Below are 19,819 nucleotides of genomic sequence, written 5' to 3'. Positions count from 1 at the left end.
CGGCTCAATGGGCAGGTTCGCGCCGCGCAACCAGAAGGAATGCGGCCAACGCCAGGCCCGGTAACAAAGCCCCCAGTACGGCCACGCCCTGCCATCCGTAGTCGGAAAACACCGCGCTGGCCGCGGCCGAACCCAGTGCACCACCGAGGAAAATGCTCGTCATGTACAGCGCGTTGAGCCGCCCACGGCTAGCCGGATCCAGCGCATAGACCTCGCGCTGGCCGATGACCATGTTCATCTGCACCGCAAAATCCAGCAGTACCCCTGTCGTTGCCAGGCCGATGACGCTATACCCCGGTGCGGTCAACCCCAGCAGCAATGCCACAGGCGCCAACACCAAGGCAAGCAGTGACGCGGCGCGGGCATGGCCGGCGTCGGCCAGGCGTCCAGCCAGTGGCGCGGCGATGGCCCCGACTGCACCAACCAGGGCAAACAACGCGATCTGGCTCTGCGAAAGGCCATGCTCTTGCGCCAGGACCAGCGGCACCGCCGTCCAGTAAAGGCTGAACGCCCCGAACATCAATGCTTGATACAACGAGCGCTGGCGCAACACCGGGTACTGTCGCAACAATGCAACCAACGAGACCATCAGTGCGGCGTAGCTGGCCTTGTGGTCGGGCACCCGACGCGGCAGGGTCAACACCAACAGCAAGATGATCGCCAACATCAGGCTCGCTGCACCGATGAACACCATGCGCCAGCCGAAATGGTCAGCCACAAGGCTCGACACCGGCCGCGCCAGCAGGATGCCCAATAACAGGCCGCCCATGATATTGCCGACCACACGCCCGCGCTGCTGCTCCGGTGCCAGGTGCGCTGCCAGCGGAATGAGCATCTGTACTGCGACCGAACTGAAACCGATCAACAGCGCGTACCCGAGGAATAACAGACCTTGGCCATGGCTGCTGGTACCCGCCAACACAAGGCTTGCGCAAGCGAGCACGGCAGTGAAGATCATCAGCCGACGGTTTTCAAGCAGATCGGCCAGCGGTACCAGTAGCAGCAGACCCAGCGCATAACCCAACTGGGTCAACGAAACGATCAGGCTGGCTCGCTCTGCAGACAGCCCAAGGTCCGGGGCAATTAACCCGACGATAGGTTGGGCGTAATAGATGTTGGCGACGATAGCGCCGCAACAGAACGCCAGCAGCGTAATCAGGGCACGACTCAGTACTGGAGCTGTAGCCTGCGCAGCAGCTAGAGAGGGATTCATGCGAGGTTCCTCGGCATTGGGTGGAATATGCCGGGCACATTAGCGGTACATGCCCGGCAAGAGAATCCGGCCTTGACGCAACGGGGCTTTGCATCCTGCGCAACGCAAGTTTCTCAAGGCTCCAGCAGCCCTTCGCAAAACCTTATGAACGCCTGCACGCGTCGCGAACCGCGATGGTTGGGGAGATACAAGGCATTGATGCTGGCGTTGGCGGTGCCCGGGCTGATCTGCCAGGTATCGAACAGACGTCGCAAGCGCCCGGCTGCGACATCCTCGCGGACCAGCCAGTCAGCCAGCAGCGCGATGCCGCTACCGGCCAGCGCAGCTTCGCGCAGCAGATCAGCGTTGGCGCTGCGCAGTGGGCCCCTGACATCCAGCTCCAGCACTTCATCGCCCAGCCGCAAGCGCCAAGGGCGCACCATCGGCCCATAGCTAAAGCGCAGGCAGGCGTGATCAAGCAGCTGACCGGGGTGCTGCAAGGGCTCGCAACCGGCCAGATAGTCAGGACTTGCCACCAGCCAGCGCTCGAAGCGGCCCAGTTGCCGGCACACCAGTTCCTCGCTGGGCGCAGGGTCGCCAAGCCGGATCGACAAGTCGTAACGACCGCCAAGCAGGTCATCGACCCGGTCACTCATGTCGATGTCCAGCTCCAGAGCACGATGGCGCGCCAGAAACTGCCCAAGGTGTGGCGCAATCACCCGACGGCCGAACTCAACCGGCAGGCATAAGCGCAGCACACCTACCGGCTCCTCGCCACGGTCGGCGACACTGGCATCGGCTTTATCAAGCGCTTCGAAAATTTCACGTGCACGGGCGTAGTAACGGGCACCTGCTTCTGTAAGGGTGACCTGGCGCGTGGAGCGGTTAAGCAAGGTGGCCCCAAGCGCCGATTCCAGAGCATCGACCAGGCGCGTCACCGACGAGGTGGCCACGCCGAGCTTGCGCGCTGCGGCGGAAAAGCCCTGAGCGTCGACGGTGGCAGCGAACATCCTCATTGCCAGAAGCTTGTCCATATGAGTCCTTTGGCATTTGGTCTCAGAAAAGTCTTACATTCGAGATAGGTGGTCAAGAAGCGCGCGTTATTTCGATCCAGTCCATAGTGAAATACCTCCCATACAGCGAGATCTGCCATGACACCTGCCAACGTGCTGATCCACCTCCCACCCTGTGATCCTGGCGCACCGGAACGGGTCGATGACCTCCTCAAACGCCCGGGCCTGCGTATCGAGCGCATTGTTTCCAGCGGCCAGTGCAGCCCTCCCGGGTTCTGGTACGACCAGCCCGAAGGCGAATGGATCGTGCTGCTGAGCGGCAGTGCCGGCCTGCGCCTCGAGCATGAAGCCTACACACGGCTGCTGGCCCCGGGTGATTGCCTGGACATCCCGGCCCATTGCCGCCATCGCGTGGAATGGACCGCACAAGGCACCCATACCGTGTGGCTCGCCGTGTTCTATAGCAGTGAAAAACCCTGGCCTGCCTGCTGAGCGGGTTAGAATGGCCACACCCATCCCTCGACATCACGACCATGATCCAGTCCGATCTCGACCTGTTCGGCCCCCAGCCACAACGACTGGCCAGCCACACCGTGCTGTTGCCCGGCTTTGCCCTTGCGCAAGTCGAGCAGCTGCTCGACGCCCTGCGCCCTGTGCTTCGCGCAGCCCCCTTCCGGCACATGCGTACGCCCGGCGGTCTGCACATGGCGGTGGCCTTGACCAACTGCGGTTCGCTGGGTTGGGTCAGCGACGCCAAAGGCTACCGATACAGCCCGACCGACCCCGTCAGCGGCGAGCCTTGGCCAGCCCTGCCTGAAGCTCTGCTTGAGCTGGCCGGGCGCGCTGCGGCCGCGGCAGGCTTCGACGCGTTCGTACCTGATGCCTGCCTGGTCAACCACTATCTGCCCGGTACCCGCCTGAGCCTGCACCAGGATCGCGACGAAGCTGACTTCGGCCAGCCGATCGTGTCGGTATCTCTAGGGTTGCCGGCGGTGTTCCTGCTGGGTGGTTTCCAGCGCTCGGACAAGACCCGGCGAATAGCGTTGAGCCATGGCGATGTGCTGGTCTGGGGAGGTGAGGACCGGTTGCGCTTTCATGGGGTATTGCCGATCAAGCCGGGCGTGCATCCGCGGATGGGCGAGCGGCGGATCAACCTGACTTTGCGCAAGGCCGGGTAATGCAATCAAATAGCCACCCGACATTTCTGCCAGTAGACGCGCGCCCGCCTGCTCCCGGTTAATTGATCTGACGCCGCCACTACCAGAGCGGTCCCGTTCAAGGGAGCGAACCCATGCGCTTGATGATAACAATCTTGCTACTGCTGACCCTCTTAGGGGCAAGCCGTGTGATGGCACTGGATGCCAATGAAGAGGCCCACGTCAATGCACCTCCCTCCAAGTACCTGGTCTACTCCGTCACTTGGCAACCCACTTTCTGCCTCATGAAGCCCTCGACGCCAGGCTGTGAGGAGGCACCGGAACGCTTTCTCACCCACGGTATCTGGCCCTACAGCGAAAGCATTGGCAACCTGACCAATCGTCACCCCCAGTACTGCACCAATTCCCCTGACTGCACCAACGGCGAAGCCTGTGCAATGAGGGCCGATGAGATGAGTGCAGTGCTTGCCAACAAAGCCCTGCGGGCCATCGTTACCAGCGAACCCGAGAAGCTGTTCGCGCATGAATGGCAAAAACACGGCACTTGCTCGGGCAAGCGTATGCAGGAGTACTTTCAGGACTTCGTCGACTTGAACAAGGTGGTCAGTTTTGACAATGACGCGTTCGAGGCGATGGTAGGGCACGCTACCGAGTTCTCGAAGATTCGCGAGGTCTTCCCTGACAACACGGCGTTCAGATGTTACCGGGATAAGCAGGGTAAGCAGTACCTGCATGAGGTGTTCTACCTGGTCGACGAAAAAGGGAACCCCTATACGGAAGAAACCAACCTGCAGATCGGCGTTCAGTGTGAAACGCAGAAAACATGGATCCCGGAGCGTCCCAAGGCTACATCCTGAAGGCAGGCTTTACATGGGCAAGGATGGCACCCCGAGGTACGGCGCGCGCTCGGACGCCGCTGTACCTGTGAGGGGCGGTCTCGTCTCCATTGTCATTGCGCCTGAGACTGGCTCAGGTACTTGTCCACCGCAGCCTTGCCATCCCCTGCATCCCCCGCCACCTGCCACAACCGCCGCTCGATCCCTTGTGCCAGCAAATGCCCTACCGCCGACTCGATAGCCGACAGCACGCATAACTGTGCTGGTTCGTTGGTGGTGTAGCCCACTTCTGCCTCGAGCAGTTTCTTGAACTCGATGAATTTGAACACCCCGGCGCTACGCCCCACCGAGTAGATGGTCTTGCTGGTCATCACATTGGCCAATACCTGCCCGGTGCGTACGTCCACCGCACGCAGGTTGACTGTGACCTGGTCCACCCGGTACTCGCGGGAGATGTCAATGCCCAGGTAGCGTGCCCCTTCCCCGCCGCTACGCACATTGGTGTCGTAGGCGATGATGCCGCCTTCGAGCATCAGGTTGGCCGCTTGCAGCGGCGGCAGCTCGGTCTGGATGTTCTCCGGTACATCGGCCTTTTTCTGCGACGCACGGATGATCTTGCGTTCGGTCAGCAGGTTCTGCAGGCCTTCACGCTCCAGCACCACGAACCAGCCGCTGGCATTGAGAGCGTCCATCAGCATGCTCGCCGCCCCTTGGGTAACACTGGTGGAGAACGAGCTGGCCGGGGTCGGCTTGTATTGCCCGGTCTGGTCGCGGAAGCCATACACCACCGCCATCAACCTGCCCTTGGGCCGTGGCATGTTGATCAGGTCGTAGTAAGTCGAAGCGCGCGGGGTCAGGGTCGGGGTTTCCGAGTCCTGTTCGGCCGACATCGGTTCGCGCAGGCCGCAACCTTGGAGGCTTTGCAGGGCGGCGAGGATCAGCAAAGTGCTCAGCAGACGTTTCATGGTGTTCTCTCCCCAGATAACAACCCGTCCCTCTCAGGGGTTCAGGCCGCTGACCTCAATGATCGAAATTTCTCCTGTGACGCGGTCGGTGACCTTGATGCTCAAAGCACCGGAGTCATCGATCACATCGATCAGGAAGGCATCGGTGGCCATGCTGCCGGTCTGGCCATTGCTGATGTTGTCCAGCAACTGCGACAACATCCGCGACTCCAGCTGGTTGCTGAAGCGCTCCAGGGCCGAGGTACCGCCAAAGGCGGAGGTGCGGTCCTTGAGGTCGGGGTCGTCATAGTCGTTTTGCGCTTGGGCGTTGTTCAGCAACCAGGTGCCGTTGAGCGGGTTGCCACCGAACGCCGGATTGACCGGGGTGTACACCAGTTCCGTGGCCTGGGCGGTAACGGCGCAGGCCACGAGACAGGCGGCGATGCAGTGGGGAATACGCGTGTTCATAGCTCGTCCCTCTCCAGATCAGTGGTGTCCTGGAGCAGGCGCTGCAGCTTGCGCTGAATGACCTCCTGCTTGACCAGGTCGGCGGCCGCGATGGCCTCTTCTTTCAATTGGGTGACATTGGGCGGCAGGAAGCGGCGGTACAGCACATCGCGCTCGAATTCCACCGTGATCAGGCTGCCCCAGCGGGCATCCGGGCGTTCGCGCACCACCAGGTTGAAATCCAGGCGGCTGGTGGCGCGCAGGCGGTCGGCAAAGTAGGCGTAAAAGTCGTGGCCGATGTGCGAGATGGTGTTGTCGACGATAAAGCCCTTCATCTCATCTTCGGCGTCGGCCCGTGCCACATCGGATACCCCGGCGGCCAGCAACAGGCCAAGGCTCAGGCAAAACACGTTCAGGCGTTTCATGGCGCATCCCCCGGGCTACTGTGGGTCTGTGCGCCACTGGCGCTTTCGCTGAAGGCCTGCTCGGCGACGAACTGCCAATCGCTGTAGTGCTCGAGGCCTTCGAAGCCGGACCACTGAGTGTCGAAACCACTGCGTTTGAACGGGGTGGCGTCGGAGCGGCTGTGCACCCCGGTGATGCGCCCGTCGATCGAACGCAACAGCCCCCATTCATCACTGCCGGTGACCGGGTCCGGGTACAACCGGCGGATGTGCCGTTTCGGCTCTGGAAAGCGGTTGTCCTCCAGCAGGTCGGCCAGCGCCTGCGGGTACTGCGCCAGGCCTGGCGAAGCGCGGTAATAGCTGCGCAGTGCCTGGGCATACTGGCCACCCACCCACAGCAACTGACGCTCCTTTTCGCGCTGCGCCGCGCTGGACCACAGCGTGCCGCTGGACGCCAGGGCCACGCTGCTGGCTGCGATCAGCAGCAATACACCCAGGTAGGTGAAGCCGTTGCAGGCCTTACCATTGTGCGAAGTGGCTGCCATCACGTGCCCTCCCTGTTGCACCGCTCTTGATGTCGGCCACGCCACCGGCTACCCCTTCAGGCGGTGGCAGCAGTTGCCAGGCATCACTGCTTTCGGTTATGGGGTCGACCGGTGTGTTGCGCAGGTAGCGCTGCTCGACAAGTTGCTCCAGCGAATCCGGGTAGCGACCGGTGTCGCCGTAGTAATGGTCCAGCGCCTCACGCAGCACCGCCAGGCTCTGGCGCAGGGCAGCCTCGCGGGAGCTTTCCAGGCTGTTGAAGTAACGTGGCATGGCAATGGTCATCAGCGTGGCGATGATCGCCATCACCACCAGCAGTTCGATCAAGGTGAAACCTCGGCTGCGTTTCATGGCTGTCACCATTGCCCGTAAGGGATGTTGTTGAGGCCTTTGCCGCGGGCCTTGGAATACACGTCGTAAACGTCTTGGCCGTCACGTGGGTTGTCCGGCCCGCTGTCATAGGCGCGCAAGCCCCAGCCACCACCGTCATCGTCTTTTGCCGCCACTAGCGGGTCGTGCGGGATGCGCCGCAGGAAGTAGAACTTGCTGCCCTTGGCGCTGCGTACATCGCGCACCCCGTCGACCAGTACCTGCAGGTTTGGTGGGTAACCACTGGCATCCAGGCCTTTTTCGATGAAACCTGCGTCGAAGGCACGCTTGTAGGCATCGATGGCATCGCGGATCTGGTACAGCGCCTGACGCAATTGCTGCTCCTTGGTGCGGCGCACCACGGTTTCGGTCAGCGGTGCAGCCATGCTGGCGAGCAGCCCGAGCAATGCCAGGGTCAGCACCACCTCGATCAGGCTGAAGCCTTGCACGCGGCGTTTCATGGCCGTGGGCCCTTGCCGGCAGGCACCACCGCCATCTGGCTGTCGACAACCGGTGCATCGTCAGGCGCCTGGCCCGGCTCATCGGCCGGCAGCGCGCCGGCTGGCAAAGGCAGGGCCAGTTGGCGCACCTGCATGCTCGATTCGGTACCAGTGGCGAACTCCATGTCCGAGGGGCTCTGGTAAGGCAGGTTGCGTACGATCCGCGGGGTGATCGCCAGTACCAGTTCGGACTTGCTCATGTCATCGCGGTTGCTGCCGAACAGCCGGCCCAGGCCAGGGATGTCGCCCAGGCCCGGGATCTTGTTGCCGCTAGAGGTCTTGTCGTTGCGCACCAGCCCCGCCAGCACCTGGGTTTCGCCGTCGTGCAGGCGCAGGCTGGTCTGGGCATTGCGGGTGTCGACCTGGACCGGGATGGTGCCCTGGCGGGTTGGCTCCAGCGGGGTGGCGTTGCTGACCTCAAGCGCTACCTTGATCGCCACCTCGTTGTTCAGGTGCACGGTAGGCTGCACTTCAAGCTTCAGACCGACATCCAGGTAGGTGACGCTTTCGGTGATCACCGGCCCTTGGGTGGAAGGTACCGAGGTGGCGCTGATGATCGGCACACGCTGGCCGATGTGGATGCGCGCTTGCTCGCGGTTGCTGACGCGGATCACCGGACTGGCCAGGGTGTTGATGTCCTTGTCCTGGGCGTTGATCTTGGCCTGGGGCGCCGGCGAGATGCTGATACGCCCGGAGTTGATGCCGCGCAACTGGTCCAGCACGCTGACCGGGTTGCCCTCATCGCTCAGCACCCCGAAGGTATTGGGCCATTGCAGGCCAAGGTCGAGGATGCGCGAGCGGGCCACCTCCATCACCTCCACTTCCAGCACCACCTCGGGGTTGGACTGGTCCTGCGACTGCAGCAGCTTCTCGGCCATGCGCACGGCGTCTGGGGTGTCGCGCATGGTCAGGGTATTGAGGCGCTCATCAACGAATACATCGCGGGTCTTGAGCATTGTCTTGACCATGTTCAGTGCGGTGTTGGCATCGATGCTGGTCAGGTAGAACGTGCGCATGACCAGTTCCTGGTAGTCCTTGGTCTTCTGCGGCGAGTCGGGGTAGACCAGCAAGGTGTTGTCGTTGACGATCTTCTGGCGCAACTGGTTCTGTTCCAGCAACAGGGCTATGGCATCCTCGATGCGCACCTCGCGCACGAAGATGGTGGCCTTCATGTCCGGGCGCAGGTCCTTGTCGAAAATGAAGTTGATGCCGGCCACCTGGGATAGCACTTCGAAAATGACCTTGAGCTCGGCATCGCGAAACTCCAGGGTCACCGGGCGTTCCAGCTTGCTGCGCAGTTGCGGGAAGGGCTGTGCCGTACGGGCCTGGACGTTCTCGATATCGCTGCGCAGCATGATGCCCTTCTGGTTTTGCGGGTCCAGGCGCAGCACTTCGCGCATGTAACGCTCGGCACCGAACAGGTCGCCTTGGCGCAGCGCAGCCTGGCCCAGCGCAACACGGTCATCGAGGGTGCGCATCAGTTCCAGCTGGCGGATGCCCTCATGCGCGCGGCGGTTGTTCGGTTCCAGGGTGAGCACGCGGCCGTAACCTAGGCGCGCACCGGCGAAGTCGTGGCGGATGCGGTCGCTGTCGGCCTGGCTCAGCAGCGCCTCGACCGCCTGCTGGCGGCCTTGGGCCAACGCAATGTTCAGGTCGGTGTCACGCGGGTCGTCGCGCAGCGCCTCTTCCAGGCGAGCGATACCGGCCTCGTACTGGCCTTCTTTCATCAGCGCCTGGCTGTCCTTGCGCACCGCGCTCGAACCGCAGCCGGCAATGGCCACGCAGAGCGCCAGCAGCATGAACGGAGCAGGCTTGCACAACTTCGATGGCTTCATGGTGCGCTCCCGACAGACAGAGTCTGTGACTGGTGCAAAGGCAGGTAGACCAGGCCCAGCTCATTGGCCGAAACCCGATCGAGACGGTAGGTGTCGTCAATCACATCGCCCTGGCGCACGACGTAGAGTTTTTCGCCGCTGCGCAGGAAGACCTGCAGGTCGTCGCGATCGCCCAGGCGGCCGACGAACTGGAAAGGCAGCGCCGGGGCTGCGGGGGCAGCGGCTACCACCGCAGTGGCAACCACAGGTTGTTCGGTGACAGTGGCCAGGGCCTTGGGTTTAGTCCATTGCTGGCGGGGGAACAGGTCGCGCGTGGCCTGTTCCGGCTTCATCACCGGCATGCCGGCACTCTCAGAAACCGGTTGTGTGGGCACCGGCTTGCCGGCGATCAGGGCCTCCTCGCTTTCCTCGCCGAACCAGTGCCCCGGCGCCCAGGCCAACGCACCGGCAAGCCCCAGAAACCCCACCCACACCACTGCACGCTGAGTGTTCATCACGACCTCGACAGGTAAAGGGTCATGCGCAGGCGGCCATTGAGCTCACTGTCGCCAATGCGCTTGCGCTGCAGCTCAAGGTCTTCCAGCACCAGGGTCGGCAACTGGCCCAGCAGGCCGCGCACAAAGCCGCGGATCTGCGGATAGCTGCCGCGTACCGGCAGGACGATCTGGTAACGCGCCAGCTGGGTCTTGGGGTCGACACCCAGGGCGTACTCACCACGGGCCAGGCTGATACGTTCGGCGCTGGCCAGGTGGTACAGCCGCTCGATCAGTTCGCTGGCTTCAGGTTGCCCTGGCAGTTGCTGACGCAGGCTGTCCAGCGCTTGCTGTTCAGGCTTGACGGCGACTTTCAGCTCGCCACGCCTGACCCGCTCGACCTGGGCGCTGGCATCGGCCTCGCTGGCGCGCAGCTCGCGCAGGGCCTGCCACTGCGGCAGCACCCCGGCCAGCGCTACAGCGACTGCCAGGACGGCCACTGCGGCGCCGGCCAGGCTGACCGGGCCGATACGGCGCAACTGCTCCTGGAGGATCAGGCTGTTTATCGAGTCAGGGGCGCGCATGGCCGGTCTCCCAGGTGGCGGTAAGGGTGAAGCGCACCGGGTGCTCGGGTTGGCCCGCCACTACCTCGTGGTTGAGCAGCGATACATCGCTGAGCTCGGTGCTCTGTTCCAGGCGGTGGTGGTACTGCAGCATCGCTTCCAGGTTGCGGGCCTCGGCGGCAATACGCACCTGGCCCTTGCGGGCATCCGGGGTCAGGCTGAGCAGGGCCACGTCTTCCTGGGGTTGCGCTTCAAGCATGGCGAACAGTTGCTGCCAGGGCCGTTGCAGTTGCTGTGAAACGCTGCGCATCTGCGCCAGGCGTTCGGCCTGCTCGCGGCTGGCGGCGCTGTTCTGCGGGGCGACCGTGGCCGGGCGGCGGCCCAGTTGCAGCTCCAGGCTGTGCAGCCGAGCCTCAAGGTGGACCTGCTCGGCTTGCAGGTGCTGTTGCAGCAGTACCAGCACGGCCACCACCGCGCCGCCCAGGGCCAGCAGCGACCAGGCCAGCGGGCTGCTGCGCCGGGGCTGGAATTCCAGGTCAAGGCGGCGCATGTCAGGCCACCGCCCGCCACATGGCGCACAGCGGGTCGGCTTCGCTGGCCGGCTGGCACAGCTGCACCGCCGCCAGTTGCGGCACGTCGCCCCGGCCCGGGGCATGCAGGTAGACCTGCGGCATGTGCTCCCCATACAGCTCACAGGTCCGCTCGATCAGGGCCTGCAGGGCTTGGTCGCTGTCGGCGCAGCCCTGCGTCAGCACCTGCTGCCAGGCGCCACCGGCGGCCAGCAGCAGCACGCTGCGCCGTGGCTCGGCGAGGACAAACAGGAAATCACCCGCCTGCAGCTGCGATGAGCAGCGGTTGTAGACAGCCATCAGGTACGGCTGCACCGAACGCAGGCGCAAGCGGTTTTCCCGGGCCAGTGCCTGCAGCCCCTGCAGCAGTGCCTCGGGCAAGGCCGTAGCAATGCGCGCGGCACCGGCCGGCTCTGGCGAAAGGACGATGCGCCAGTCATCGAGCGGCTGGGCATAGAGGTTCTCGAAGCAGGCCTGGGCGTAAGCCTCAAGCTCGCGTGGATGGCTGATGGCAGCGCTCCAGGGCACCAGGCAGAACCGGCTGTAGCGCGCCGACAGCAGCACCTGACACTGGCCACCGCGCACGGCATGCTCGCCCAGCAGCGCGGCCAGGGCCTGCAGGGCCGCATCCCAGGCCGGTTGCGCGGCGTCACCGGTGAAGGCGCGGCTGCCCAGCCATTGGTGCTGGTTGCCGTGCCAGCGGCCCAGGCCGACGCCTTCGGCGCCGAGCACGGCGCAGTAACGGGTAGAGGCATGATCACGCAATGAATGTGACACGGTTGATCTCCTCAAGCGTGGTACGGCCCTCGCGGACCAGGTCCAGGGCGGATGCGCGCAGCAGGCGCAGGCCGCGTTGGCAAGCCAGCGCCTTGATCTGCGCCAGCGGGCGTCGTTCGACGATCATTTGCCGCAGGTCGTCGTCCAGGTGCAGCAGTTCGGCGATGGCGCTGCGGCCGCGGTAGCCACTGCCGCGGCACTGGCCACAGCCCTGGGCGCGGACGAACGTCCAGCCCTGCACGCCTTCACGGGTAAGGCCGGAGGCGGCCAGAATTTCGTCATCGGCCTCGCACGGCGTGCAGCAATGCGGGCAGGCCAGGCGGATCAGGCGTTGGGCCAGCACGGCGTTGAGGGCGGAGACGAAGCTGTAGGGGTCGACCTGCATCTGGCTGAAGCGGCCGATCACATCGAAAACGTTGTTGGCGTGGATGGTGGTGAACACCAGGTGGCCGGTGAGTGCCGACTGCACGGCGATCTGCGCGGTATCGGGGTCGCGGATTTCGCCGACCAGGATCTTGTCAGGGTCGTGGCGCAGGATCGAGCGCAGGCCACGGGCGAAGGTCAAGCCCTTCTTCTCGTTGACCGGGATCTGCAGCACACCGGGCAACTGGTACTCGACCGGGTCTTCGATGGTGATGATCTTGTCCACACCGTGGTTGATCTCGCTGATCATGGCGTACAGGGTTGTGGTCTTGCCGCTGCCGGTGGGGCCGGTGACCAGGATCATGCCGTAGGGCTCGGCTGCCAGGCGGCGCAAGGCACGCAGGGTTTCATCGGCAAAGCCCAGGGCCTGCAGCTGCACGCCGCTGACACGGTCGGACAGGTCCTGTTTGTCGAGCACCCGCAGCACCGCGTCTTCACCGAAGATGCTGGGCATGATCGACACCCGGAAGTCGATCTGGCGCTCGCCTACGGCAACCTTGAAGCGGCCATCCTGGGGCACGCGTTTTTCACCGATATCCAGCTCGGCCATGACCTTGATGCGCGAAATCACCTGGTCGGCGAAGGCGCTGCCACTGGCCTTGCCGGCCGCGTTGAGCACGCCGTCGATGCGGTATTTGATGGTCAGGCCCTGGCCGGTCATGCCCAGGTGAATATCGCTGGCGTGCTGCTTGAGGGCGTCGTAAAGGGTTGAGTTGACCAGCTTGACCACCTTGCTCTGGTCTTCGCTGATGCTGGTCAGCGACAGCCGTTGCAGCGGGTCGCTTTCGCTGCTGGCTTCGGCATCGTGATCGAGGGCATCGACGGCGTGAAAGCTTTCTTCGTGGCGGGCCAGGAAGGTGGCAAGGTCAGCGGCGTGGGCCAGGTACAAAGGCGCGCCTTGCAGCACATCGTCGATCCAGGCCAGGCGGGCGTGGTCGAAGGGGTCGGCGAACACACCCAGCAGTTCACCGCCCTGCTCTATCAGCACGAACTCACGCTTCAGGCATTGGGCCAGGCTGATCTTGTCGAAACGAGGGGTGCTGGCCAACAGGCTCTGGCTGTCCAGTACCGGGTAATGCAGGGTGCTGCCCAGGCGGCGGATGAAGGTGTCGGGGGTGTCGCAGGCGAGGCGTTCGAGGCAATTGAGCAGGCGCTCGCCGCTGGCTTGCAGGCGGGCCTGGGCCATAAGATCGCGGGGGTAGCTTGAGGCTGGCGGAGCCTGTACTGGCGCTATCGCCGGCAAGCCGGCTCCTGCAGGGTCAGAGCAATGTTCAGGCGTGTGCTGAGCCTGTGGGAGCCGGCTTGCCGGCGATGAGGCCGAAACGCTGTGGTCGACTGCATTGGACATGGCCTGCGACTCCGCTCAGGGGGCGCGTCGCAGGCTCGGTGAGGGCTGCGGGCGCCGCTATTCCCCGGTGAGCAGTTGGTCGTCGTCGGGTCCGGGGGGCTTGGCGCCATTACGGCGGCGGTCGGCCAGTACCCAGCTACCATCGTACAACTGCAAGGGGAACGATTCGTTCCTGTTCTGGCGTCGTTCGACGAACCCTTCAGCCGGGTTGTCCGTGGCCCTGCGCCGGCGCTCGATGCCCATCAGGTCGAAGATCGGGCGCGCCAGTTCCGACAGCGGGAACGGCTTGAACAGGACATGGGTCACGCCAAGTTCGGCGGCTCGCTCACGGACCTCGGCGGTCGGGTGGGCGGTGATCAGCACGAAGTGGCACTGCCTGTTCTTGCGCACAGTCTCCAGGACCTGAAAACCCTCCATATCGGGCAAGCGGTAATCCAGCACAATCACATCCGGTGCCAGGCACTCAGCCAGGCCGATACCACTGGCACCGTCGTGGGCAACATGGACTTCCAGGCCTTGCGCCTGCAGGTACGCTTGCAGGTTTTGCGCAAGAGTCTGTTCGTCATCGACTACCAATACTCTGTTCACCAAGGTCGACTCCCAAGAACTGCCCGGTTCCCCGGTCTGCGAAGTGCGGCCTTGGTAAGGCTTGAGCAGGCTTCGTGCCAGGCATGAATAGTCATGTTGCACCACGTCAAGTTATTGATTTTGCTGGCACCTTTGATAGCCTTACGAACAGGCTCAGGCCCGCTGCCCCACATCCGGGGCATCTGATGGCACTTTGCCAAGCCGTTATTCCCCAGCTTTGGGGAAACGCCATCGCAGGCTTCAGTCAGCGATTTCCACTTTAGCGGATTCGCGCAAACGTTGGCGCGCCGCTTGCCTCGACTGCGCCTGCAATTGGCTGATGAGCGAGGCCCTGGCCAGCACCAGGCCCTGTTCGCGTATGACCGAAGAATTATCACTTTGGTTCTGCGCTCCTTGCAGTCTCTCTTGGTTGGCCTGATAAAACGCTTCCACCTCGGCCTGGGTGGGTTCGGCTACCGCGCTGAGCTGGGCATACACCTGTTGCGCTGCCAGCTCCCGGTGCAGGTAGTCAGCGTATGCTGCGCGGTCGAACCCTGCCTCTGCAAGCCGTCTTTCAAACAGCGCCGGGCTAGAGAATGCCGCCTCGACTTCACCTAGCTGTGCTGACACCTGTTCATCGCTGATGGCGATACCGCGGCGTTGGGCTTCTTGCCACAGCAACTCCTTGTCGATCAGCTCGTCCAGGGCCTGGCTGCGCAGACGTTTATACAGCGCGGGGTTGCGGATGCTGGTCACCGCCCGCCCCTGTGCCTGCAGATACTCGCTGAAATAGCGCTCCAGGCGCAGCAGCCCGATGTCCACACCATTGACCCTCGCCGCTGGGGTATCGGCCCAACCCGCCTTGGCGACCAGCAGCAACAGGCACAGCAACATGATACGCATGGCAACCTCCACTCAAGGGCTGACCGGTACAGGCCGATACGGGGCGACAGCTGTAAAGCGAGGCCCAGGCAGAGCCACCGCGACCACATGGGCGCCGGCCAGGCCCTGGCGCTGGCCTGGCCCGAAGCCCAGCGGCGGGGTGAGGCCGGTATCGACGTCATGCAGCCCCTCCAGCGCCGCAACCAGGCGTTCGCGGCTGGCGTCACGGCCGATCTGCTTGAGGGCTTCGCCCAGCAGGCGCAGTGCGCACAGGGTGTTTACCTGCAACGAGGCCTGGCGCGGGTCGAGGCCTTGACGCTGCTGCAGGCCTGCCAAGGTCGCCATGCCCTGTTCGGTCCAGTCGGCGGGCACGAACGGATAGGCCAGGAACACCCGCTGCGACCACTGCGCCGGCAGCGAGACCACGGCGCCGGCCACCTGGCTGGAGGTGGCGAACAGGTAGGGGTTACGGTCTGCCGCTTGCAACGCCGTGGCCAGCTCGGCAAAGGCCTGGGCGCGGCCGACGAACACGATGCCCTGCCCCTGCACCGCCTGGCCAGTGAAGGCCTCGATCGGCCCCGGCGCCCAACCCTGCTGTTGCAGGCGCCCGCGCACCTGTTCGGCCAGCATTGCCTGGTCATTGCCGGCATACACGACGCGCAAGCCATCTGGCGCCAGGCCCAGGGTATCGCGGGCATGTACGGCCAGGCTCAGCAACTGCGTGGCGATGCCTGGCAAGGGGTCGAAGATTTGTGCGCTGCCGCCGCCACGCGGTGTACTGCCAACCAGTGGCACGCCGTGTTGTTCGAGCAGCAGGGCCAGGCGCGGGTCGAGCATCGGAGCCAGCGGGCTGATCAGCGCAAATATTCGCGCCTGCTCGAGCAACTGCTGCAACGCATGCTCGGCACTGGCCAGGTCGCTGCCGGGGTCGGCGATCACCAGTTCCAGGCGCCGACCATGAATGCCGCCCTGCTGATTGAGTTGGGCCATCCCGTCCTCAAGCACCGCGCGCACCACGTGCCCGGCCTCGGCCAATGGCCCGCTGGCGGGCAACAGGGTACCTAGGCGCAGCACCCCTTCTTCCAAGCCAGGGTCGCGCTCATCAGCCAGGCGTTTTAGGTAGGCGGTGAGGTTGCGCTGGTCGGCCAGGGTCAGTTCAAAGCGAGGCATGGCCGGGTCCAGGCGGTTGCCGGCCGGGTCCAGGCCGTGCTGGATGGCGCGGGCCAGGCTGTTGTCGGTGTAAGCCGGGTAGCTGCGACCGTTGCTCTGGCGTGCGCCCTGGCCCTGGGCCAGGCGCTGCCAGTCGAGGCTGGACGGGCGCACCCCGCCTTCGGCGCGGCCACGGCCATCATTGCCGTGGCAACTGGCGCAGGGCAACACGCTGGCGGGCACGCGCATGTCGCTGGCACCTACGCGGGCCAGCAATTGTGCGTCGCTACTGGATACGCCCTCGCGGTACAGGCGTTTACCGGCTTGCTCGTGGGCAGTGAGGTCAAGGGCAAGCGCCTGAACGCAGCAGCTCAGGCCCAGCGCCAAGCAAAGTAATCTCGCTGTGTTCATTCTGGCCTCATCGCCGGCAAGCCGGCTCCCACTGTGTTCTGCGCCGCTGCGCAGATCCTGTCAGTGCTGCCACTGTGTTCTGCGCCACTACGCACATCCTGTCAGTGCATTTATCGTCCGGCCAACGGCTGGGTCAGCAACTGCATGCGTTGGGCAATGGCCGCTGGCGGTGCATCGGGGCGGATCTTGCTCCAGCGCTTGCCCGCCACGTCACCGGCTATCAGCTGGGTCGAGTGCTGTTCGGGGCTGGGCAGGAACTGGCCGATACGCCCCAGCACCAGATCGACGCTGGCCTTGTCGCCGGTCAGGAACAGCCAGTTGGCGCTGTCCACCCCCTGTTTTTCAGCAAAGGCCTTGAGCGCTGCCGGGGTGTCGTTGAGCGGGTCGCTGCTGATTGAGACGAAGGTCACCTGGCTGGCCAGCTCCGGCCCCATGGCCTCGCGCACCTCACGCAGCTTGCGGGTGATCAGCGGGCAGGCATCGGTGCAGTGGGTAAAGATGACGTTGAGCATCACCACCTTGTCTTTGAGCACATCACTGTAAAAGCGCAGCGCGCGGCCATTCTGGTCCTGGAGCACGGTGTCGGTGAACCAGGTGTGCGCATCGCGGGTTCCACCGCCACTGGCCATGGTCGGTGGCGCCGGTTGCGGGCTCGGGGAGGTCGGCGCGTGGTCTTCGTGGGCCATGGCGACCGACGCGAAGATCCACAGGCAACCGGCCAGGGCCAGCCAGTCGAAGCTGCGCATGCCGACGCGACAGGACGCTTGGCTGCTCATGGCTGCACCTCCTGGTGTTCGGCGATGGCCGTACTCTTGGCATGCACCCGGCGGGCGCTGAGGCGGTTGATGTCGTCGATCAGCACGGCTGGGTCGGTGAACCCGTAATAACGCGTCCACTGGCCGCTGTGCCCGTCACCCACCAGGATCAGCGGAGGGTGCTGGCTGAGATCGGCACTGAAGCTGCCCAGGCCTTTGAGCGTCTCGGTGATGGCATAGGGCGAGCCGGTCAGCCAGCTCCAGCCAGGGCCATGCTGGAAGGCCTTGGCGTAAGACTGCAGGCGTTTGGAGTCGTCACGCTGCGGGTCCACGCTGATCGAAACCAGGCGGATTTCCTGGCCTACCCGGCCACCCAGTTGCTGCTGGACCTTGCCCATGATCGAAGACACTACCGGGCACACCGTGGTGCAACTGGTGTAAATGAAGCCCATCACCACCAGATGATCGCCGACCAGGTCCTTTTCCAGGCGCACCGGCATGCCATTCTGGTCGAGCAATGAAACATCGGCAAAGCGCACGCTGGCTTTCTCCTGATGTACCGCTGGCGGCTGCTGAGCATGCCCACTGTGGTCATGGCCCGCGTGGGCCAGGGCGAGTTGGCTGGCGATTGCCATGGAAAGTGCGAGCAGCTTGCAAGAATGTCTGGCGTTCATTGCACATTCCTCACTTCAGTCTGTGAAGCGGCAGACGCTGCGGCCGGCAGGACGCGCAGGCTGGTGTAGTTTTCTTCGGCGAACTTGCGCCCCAGCGACGGTGACTGCACATGCAGGTACCAGGCACCCGCTTCAGGCAGCATCAGCGCGGCCTGGTACACGCCCTCACCCACCTCTTCCAGCCGCAAGTTGCGCGGCATCGACGACGGCGCCAGGAAGTAACGCAGGGTCAGGTCGTCCAGGCCTACGCGCGGGCGTCCGTCATCACCGACGATACGCACCTTGGCGGTGAAGGCGCTGTGTTGCGGTAAAGGTTGGTCGAGGCCGAGGAACTCCGCATGCGCGCCCTTGCGCTTGACCGCATCCGGGGCGGCAGCCACGTCGGTGCTGAAACAGTGGATGATCTGCGGCTGGTTGAGCAGGAACGCCACGTCGAACTTGCCCGACGCCGGCATCTTCACCGTCGAGCCATACACCCCTGGGGCCAGTTCGCGCAGGCTGCGGTCGATGACGATGGCGGCACGGGCCTGGTGGCCGCGGTTGTTGTAACCCGACATCGGTGCATTCATGCCTTCGGTATAGAAGTACGTGGTGTTGTCCACCGGATTGACCACGAATACCGAATTGTCATCCCGTGACACCGATAAGCCCTGGGCCAACGGCAGGTCCCCGGCCTGGCGCGGCGCGGCGGGGCCAGCATCGAAACCCTGGATGATCGGCTGACGGCCTTCGCCCAGGCTGCTCAGGTTGATCATGCTGACCTTCGAAGAGGACAGGCCGCGCACGTAGGCATAACCTTTGGTGAACGTCAGTTGGTACGGCTCGGCCGCCACCGGGATCCGGTGGATCAACCTGTCGGTACTGGCATCGATCACCAGCGCCTGGTTTTCCAGGGTGTTGAGGACGATGCCGTAACGGCCATCGCTGCTAAAGCGCATCGGCCCCAGGCCTTGCTCGGCCTGGACGGTATGGCGCAACTGATGGCTACGGGCATCGTACACCCGCACCGTGCCCTCTGAACCATCGCTCACGTACACCGCCTGGGATAGCGGCGAGTAGGCCACTGCCAGCGGATGCGGGCCGACGTCGAGTGTTTTCACCAGGCGCATTTCGGGGATGTCGATGATGCTCAAGGTGCCGCCGTCGCGGTTGCTGACGAAGGCGTAGCGCGAATCGGCGCTGAAGGCGATTTCGTGGTGCCCGGAGCCGGTGGCGAAGCTCTTGAGCGTGGTGCGGCTGTGTACATCGATCACCGTCACCCCGCCCTTGGCCGGATCATCACTGTTGTTGCCGACCCACAACCGGCGCTGGTCCGGCTGCAAGGCCACGCGCAGCGGCATCTCGCCGGCCGCCAGGGTGGCCACGCGGGTAAAGGTTTCGGTGTCGATCACCGCGACCTCGCCGCGTTCGGGTATCGACACGAATACCTGCTTGTCATCGCCGGTAGCCACCCAGTCCATGGGCCGACCCGGCAAATCGATGCGTGCCAGGGTGCTGGTAACACCGCCCACCGAGACTGTCGGGTCGATCACGGTCAGGCTGGCATCCTTGTTCAGCACCAAAAGGAAGTAGCTGTTCAGGTCCAGCAGCGGCCTGGCACCGATGCTGCTCTTGAGAAACAGCGCCACCCGGGCCTTGCAGCTCTGGTCACGGCTGCTTTCCAGTGGGGCCGACTGCGCCGGGTCGATCCACGCCCCTGGCGCCATCCCCGACAGCGGTTGGCCGCTGTTCTGGTCGGTGACCTTGAAGCGAATATTGGCGAAGGCGCCTTCGCGCAGCTCGCTACCGGCCAGGGGCCGCGCTTCGAACTCCACGGTCACCCCATCCCGGCTGAGCCGGTGCAGCGCCTGCGGGTCTGCGGGCTCCTGCAGCAGCTCGCGCGGGTCACACCAGAGCTCCTCGTAGGCCACGCCCAGGCCGATCAACGCCGTGCCCAGCAATACCCCCAGCACGGCGGGGCGGGTTTTCTTGTTATGCATATTCGTGCG

23 protein-coding genes are annotated in these 19,819 nt (G+C 64.2%); 3 read left to right on the top strand and 20 right to left on the bottom strand.

Annotated features, from left to right (window positions below; translation table 11 throughout):
• Positions 1 to 4: 4 nt before the first annotated feature.
• Complete coding sequence (locus ACW4TB_RS04635) at positions 5 to 1,213, bottom strand: MFS transporter (RefSeq protein WP_279933169.1); 1,209 nt, start codon at positions 1,211 to 1,213, stop codon at positions 5 to 7.
• A gap of 113 nt (positions 1,214 to 1,326) precedes the next feature.
• On the bottom strand, positions 1,327 to 2,226 hold the full coding sequence (locus ACW4TB_RS04630; RefSeq protein WP_012314338.1) for a LysR family transcriptional regulator: 900 nt from the start codon (positions 2,224 to 2,226) through the stop codon (positions 1,327 to 1,329).
• 117 nt (positions 2,227 to 2,343) lie between these two features.
• On the opposite strand from ACW4TB_RS04630, the gene ACW4TB_RS04625 reads away from it, so the two are divergent.
• The 3 genes from ACW4TB_RS04625 to ACW4TB_RS04615 all read left to right on the top strand — a co-directional run bounded on the left by ACW4TB_RS04625 (position 2,344) and on the right by ACW4TB_RS04615 (position 4,219).
• Positions 2,344 to 2,697 (top strand): cupin domain-containing protein, encoded by a 354-nt coding sequence (locus ACW4TB_RS04625; protein ID WP_012314337.1) that lies wholly within the window; start codon positions 2,344 to 2,346, stop codon positions 2,695 to 2,697.
• Between the two features lie 41 nt (positions 2,698 to 2,738).
• Positions 2,739 to 3,383 carry a DNA oxidative demethylase AlkB gene (gene alkB / locus ACW4TB_RS04620; protein WP_012314336.1) on the top strand — a complete coding sequence of 215 codons (645 nt, stop codon included), beginning with the start codon at positions 2,739 to 2,741 and terminating at the stop codon, positions 3,381 to 3,383.
• A 113-nt stretch (positions 3,384 to 3,496) separates the two neighbouring features.
• On the top strand, positions 3,497 to 4,219 hold the full coding sequence (locus tag ACW4TB_RS04615; protein WP_251962802.1) for a T2 family ribonuclease: 723 nt from the start codon (positions 3,497 to 3,499) through the stop codon (positions 4,217 to 4,219).
• Positions 4,220 to 4,311: 92 nt separating this feature from the next.
• Here ACW4TB_RS04615 and ACW4TB_RS04610 read toward each other — a convergent pair whose 3' ends face one another.
• From ACW4TB_RS04610 to ACW4TB_RS04525, 18 genes are all read right to left on the bottom strand, one after another.
• Complete coding sequence (locus tag ACW4TB_RS04610; RefSeq protein WP_455842897.1) at positions 4,312 to 5,151, bottom strand: CsgG/HfaB family protein; 840 nt, start codon at positions 5,149 to 5,151, stop codon at positions 4,312 to 4,314.
• 45 nt (positions 5,152 to 5,196) lie between these two features.
• Complete coding sequence (locus ACW4TB_RS04605; RefSeq protein ID WP_012314333.1) at positions 5,197 to 5,610, bottom strand: curli assembly protein CsgF; 414 nt, start codon at positions 5,608 to 5,610, stop codon at positions 5,197 to 5,199.
• Positions 5,607 to 6,014, bottom strand: a complete 408-nt coding sequence (gene csgE / locus ACW4TB_RS04600) for a curli production assembly/transport protein CsgE (protein WP_251962803.1) — start codon at positions 6,012 to 6,014, stop codon at positions 5,607 to 5,609. The genes ACW4TB_RS04605 and csgE overlap by 4 nt, the downstream gene beginning before the upstream one ends.
• Positions 6,011 to 6,538 (bottom strand): type II secretion system protein, encoded by a 528-nt coding sequence (locus ACW4TB_RS04595; RefSeq protein ID WP_012314331.1) that lies wholly within the window; start codon positions 6,536 to 6,538, stop codon positions 6,011 to 6,013. Before ACW4TB_RS04595 ends, csgE begins: the two co-directional genes overlap by 4 nt.
• A complete protein-coding gene (locus tag ACW4TB_RS04590; RefSeq protein WP_279933162.1) occupies positions 6,513 to 6,887 on the bottom strand; it encodes a type II secretion system protein in 375 nt (124 codons plus the stop codon). Before ACW4TB_RS04590 ends, ACW4TB_RS04595 begins: the two co-directional genes overlap by 26 nt.
• Before the next feature lie 5 nt (positions 6,888 to 6,892).
• Positions 6,893 to 7,366, bottom strand: coding sequence for a type II secretion system protein (locus tag ACW4TB_RS04585; RefSeq protein ID WP_012314329.1), 474 nt, complete (start codon positions 7,364 to 7,366; stop codon positions 6,893 to 6,895).
• Positions 7,363 to 9,240: a secretin N-terminal domain-containing protein gene (locus tag ACW4TB_RS04580; protein ID WP_012314328.1), complete on the bottom strand. Its 1,878-nt coding sequence runs from the start codon at positions 9,238 to 9,240 to the stop codon at positions 7,363 to 7,365. Before ACW4TB_RS04580 ends, ACW4TB_RS04585 begins: the two co-directional genes overlap by 4 nt.
• On the bottom strand, positions 9,237 to 9,734 hold the full coding sequence (locus ACW4TB_RS04575; RefSeq protein ID WP_012314327.1) for a hypothetical protein: 498 nt from the start codon (positions 9,732 to 9,734) through the stop codon (positions 9,237 to 9,239). Before ACW4TB_RS04575 ends, ACW4TB_RS04580 begins: the two co-directional genes overlap by 4 nt.
• Positions 9,734 to 10,297, bottom strand: a complete 564-nt coding sequence (gene pilO, locus ACW4TB_RS04570; protein ID WP_279933158.1) for a type 4a pilus biogenesis protein PilO — start codon at positions 10,295 to 10,297, stop codon at positions 9,734 to 9,736. Before pilO ends, ACW4TB_RS04575 begins: the two co-directional genes overlap by 1 nt.
• Positions 10,284 to 10,826, bottom strand: a complete 543-nt coding sequence (locus tag ACW4TB_RS04565; RefSeq protein ID WP_012314325.1) for a PilN domain-containing protein — start codon at positions 10,824 to 10,826, stop codon at positions 10,284 to 10,286. Before ACW4TB_RS04565 ends, pilO begins: the two co-directional genes overlap by 14 nt.
• A 1-nt stretch (position 10,827) precedes the next feature.
• The gene (locus tag ACW4TB_RS04560; protein ID WP_115274987.1) at positions 10,828 to 11,622 is read right to left on the bottom strand and encodes a hypothetical protein; all 795 of its coding nucleotides are present in this window, start codon (positions 11,620 to 11,622) and stop codon (positions 10,828 to 10,830) included.
• A complete protein-coding gene (locus ACW4TB_RS04555) occupies positions 11,603 to 13,231 on the bottom strand; it encodes a GspE/PulE family protein (RefSeq protein ID WP_085984878.1) in 1,629 nt (542 codons plus the stop codon). Before ACW4TB_RS04555 ends, ACW4TB_RS04560 begins: the two co-directional genes overlap by 20 nt.
• Positions 13,232 to 13,450: 219 nt before the next feature.
• Entirely contained in the window at positions 13,451 to 13,981 is a 531-nt protein-coding gene (locus ACW4TB_RS04550; protein ID WP_012314322.1) for a response regulator, read from the bottom strand.
• 240 nt (positions 13,982 to 14,221) lie between these two features.
• Positions 14,222 to 14,863 (bottom strand): SurA N-terminal domain-containing protein, encoded by a 642-nt coding sequence (locus tag ACW4TB_RS04545; protein WP_254467768.1) that lies wholly within the window; start codon positions 14,861 to 14,863, stop codon positions 14,222 to 14,224.
• Between the two features lie 12 nt (positions 14,864 to 14,875).
• On the bottom strand, positions 14,876 to 16,402 hold the full coding sequence (locus ACW4TB_RS04540; RefSeq protein WP_279933152.1) for a cytochrome c/ABC transporter substrate-binding protein: 1,527 nt from the start codon (positions 16,400 to 16,402) through the stop codon (positions 14,876 to 14,878).
• A gap of 110 nt (positions 16,403 to 16,512) precedes the next feature.
• Entirely contained in the window at positions 16,513 to 17,178 is a 666-nt protein-coding gene (locus tag ACW4TB_RS04535) for an SCO family protein (protein ID WP_254467766.1), read from the bottom strand.
• The gene (locus tag ACW4TB_RS04530; RefSeq protein ID WP_279933148.1) at positions 17,175 to 17,831 is read right to left on the bottom strand and encodes an SCO family protein; all 657 of its coding nucleotides are present in this window, start codon (positions 17,829 to 17,831) and stop codon (positions 17,175 to 17,177) included. Before ACW4TB_RS04530 ends, ACW4TB_RS04535 begins: the two co-directional genes overlap by 4 nt.
• The gene (locus tag ACW4TB_RS04525; RefSeq protein ID WP_279933146.1) at positions 17,828 to 19,810 is read right to left on the bottom strand and encodes a cytochrome D1 domain-containing protein; all 1,983 of its coding nucleotides are present in this window, start codon (positions 19,808 to 19,810) and stop codon (positions 17,828 to 17,830) included. Before ACW4TB_RS04525 ends, ACW4TB_RS04530 begins: the two co-directional genes overlap by 4 nt.
• Positions 19,811 to 19,819 lie beyond the last annotated feature (9 nt).

This window comes from Lelliottia jeotgali (assembly GCF_977070485.1).
The sequence above is the reverse complement of the archived record's forward strand: the minus strand, read 5'-3'. Positions and strand labels throughout refer to the sequence as shown.

What these genes read in the sequence shown, in the direction of transcription:
- ACW4TB_RS04635 (WP_279933169.1), bottom strand. Translation starts at nt 1,213, where the DNA reads ATGAATCCCTCTCTAGCTGCTGCGCAGGCTACAGCTCCAGTACTGAGT.
- ACW4TB_RS04630 (WP_012314338.1), bottom strand. Translation starts at nt 2,226, where the DNA reads ATGGACAAGCTTCTGGCAATGAGGATGTTCGCTGCCACCGTCGACGCT.
- ACW4TB_RS04625 (WP_012314337.1), top strand. Translation starts at nt 2,344, where the DNA reads ATGACACCTGCCAACGTGCTGATCCACCTCCCACCCTGTGATCCTGGC.
- alkB (WP_012314336.1), top strand. Translation starts at nt 2,739, where the DNA reads ATGATCCAGTCCGATCTCGACCTGTTCGGCCCCCAGCCACAACGACTG.
- ACW4TB_RS04615 (WP_251962802.1), top strand. Translation starts at nt 3,497, where the DNA reads ATGCGCTTGATGATAACAATCTTGCTACTGCTGACCCTCTTAGGGGCA.
- ACW4TB_RS04605 (WP_012314333.1), bottom strand. Translation starts at nt 5,610, where the DNA reads ATGAACACGCGTATTCCCCACTGCATCGCCGCCTGTCTCGTGGCCTGC.
- csgE (WP_251962803.1), bottom strand. Translation starts at nt 6,014, where the DNA reads ATGAAACGCCTGAACGTGTTTTGCCTGAGCCTTGGCCTGTTGCTGGCC.
- ACW4TB_RS04595 (WP_012314331.1), bottom strand. Translation starts at nt 6,538, where the DNA reads ATGGCAGCCACTTCGCACAATGGTAAGGCCTGCAACGGCTTCACCTAC.
- ACW4TB_RS04590 (WP_279933162.1), bottom strand. Translation starts at nt 6,887, where the DNA reads ATGAAACGCAGCCGAGGTTTCACCTTGATCGAACTGCTGGTGGTGATG.
- ACW4TB_RS04585 (WP_012314329.1), bottom strand. Translation starts at nt 7,366, where the DNA reads ATGAAACGCCGCGTGCAAGGCTTCAGCCTGATCGAGGTGGTGCTGACC.
- ACW4TB_RS04580 (WP_012314328.1), bottom strand. Translation starts at nt 9,240, where the DNA reads ATGAAGCCATCGAAGTTGTGCAAGCCTGCTCCGTTCATGCTGCTGGCG.
- ACW4TB_RS04575 (WP_012314327.1), bottom strand. Translation starts at nt 9,734, where the DNA reads ATGAACACTCAGCGTGCAGTGGTGTGGGTGGGGTTTCTGGGGCTTGCC.
- pilO (WP_279933158.1), bottom strand. Translation starts at nt 10,297, where the DNA reads ATGCGCGCCCCTGACTCGATAAACAGCCTGATCCTCCAGGAGCAGTTG.
- ACW4TB_RS04565 (WP_012314325.1), bottom strand. Translation starts at nt 10,826, where the DNA reads ATGCGCCGCCTTGACCTGGAATTCCAGCCCCGGCGCAGCAGCCCGCTG.
- ACW4TB_RS04555 (WP_085984878.1), bottom strand. Translation starts at nt 13,231, where the DNA reads ATGGCCCAGGCCCGCCTGCAAGCCAGCGGCGAGCGCCTGCTCAATTGC.
- ACW4TB_RS04545 (WP_254467768.1), bottom strand. Translation starts at nt 14,863, where the DNA reads ATGCGTATCATGTTGCTGTGCCTGTTGCTGCTGGTCGCCAAGGCGGGT.
- ACW4TB_RS04540 (WP_279933152.1), bottom strand. Translation starts at nt 16,402, where the DNA reads ATGAACACAGCGAGATTACTTTGCTTGGCGCTGGGCCTGAGCTGCTGC.
- ACW4TB_RS04535 (WP_254467766.1), bottom strand. Translation starts at nt 17,178, where the DNA reads ATGAGCAGCCAAGCGTCCTGTCGCGTCGGCATGCGCAGCTTCGACTGG.
- ACW4TB_RS04530 (WP_279933148.1), bottom strand. Translation starts at nt 17,831, where the DNA reads ATGAACGCCAGACATTCTTGCAAGCTGCTCGCACTTTCCATGGCAATC.
- ACW4TB_RS04525 (WP_279933146.1), bottom strand. Translation starts at nt 19,810, where the DNA reads ATGCATAACAAGAAAACCCGCCCCGCCGTGCTGGGGGTATTGCTGGGC.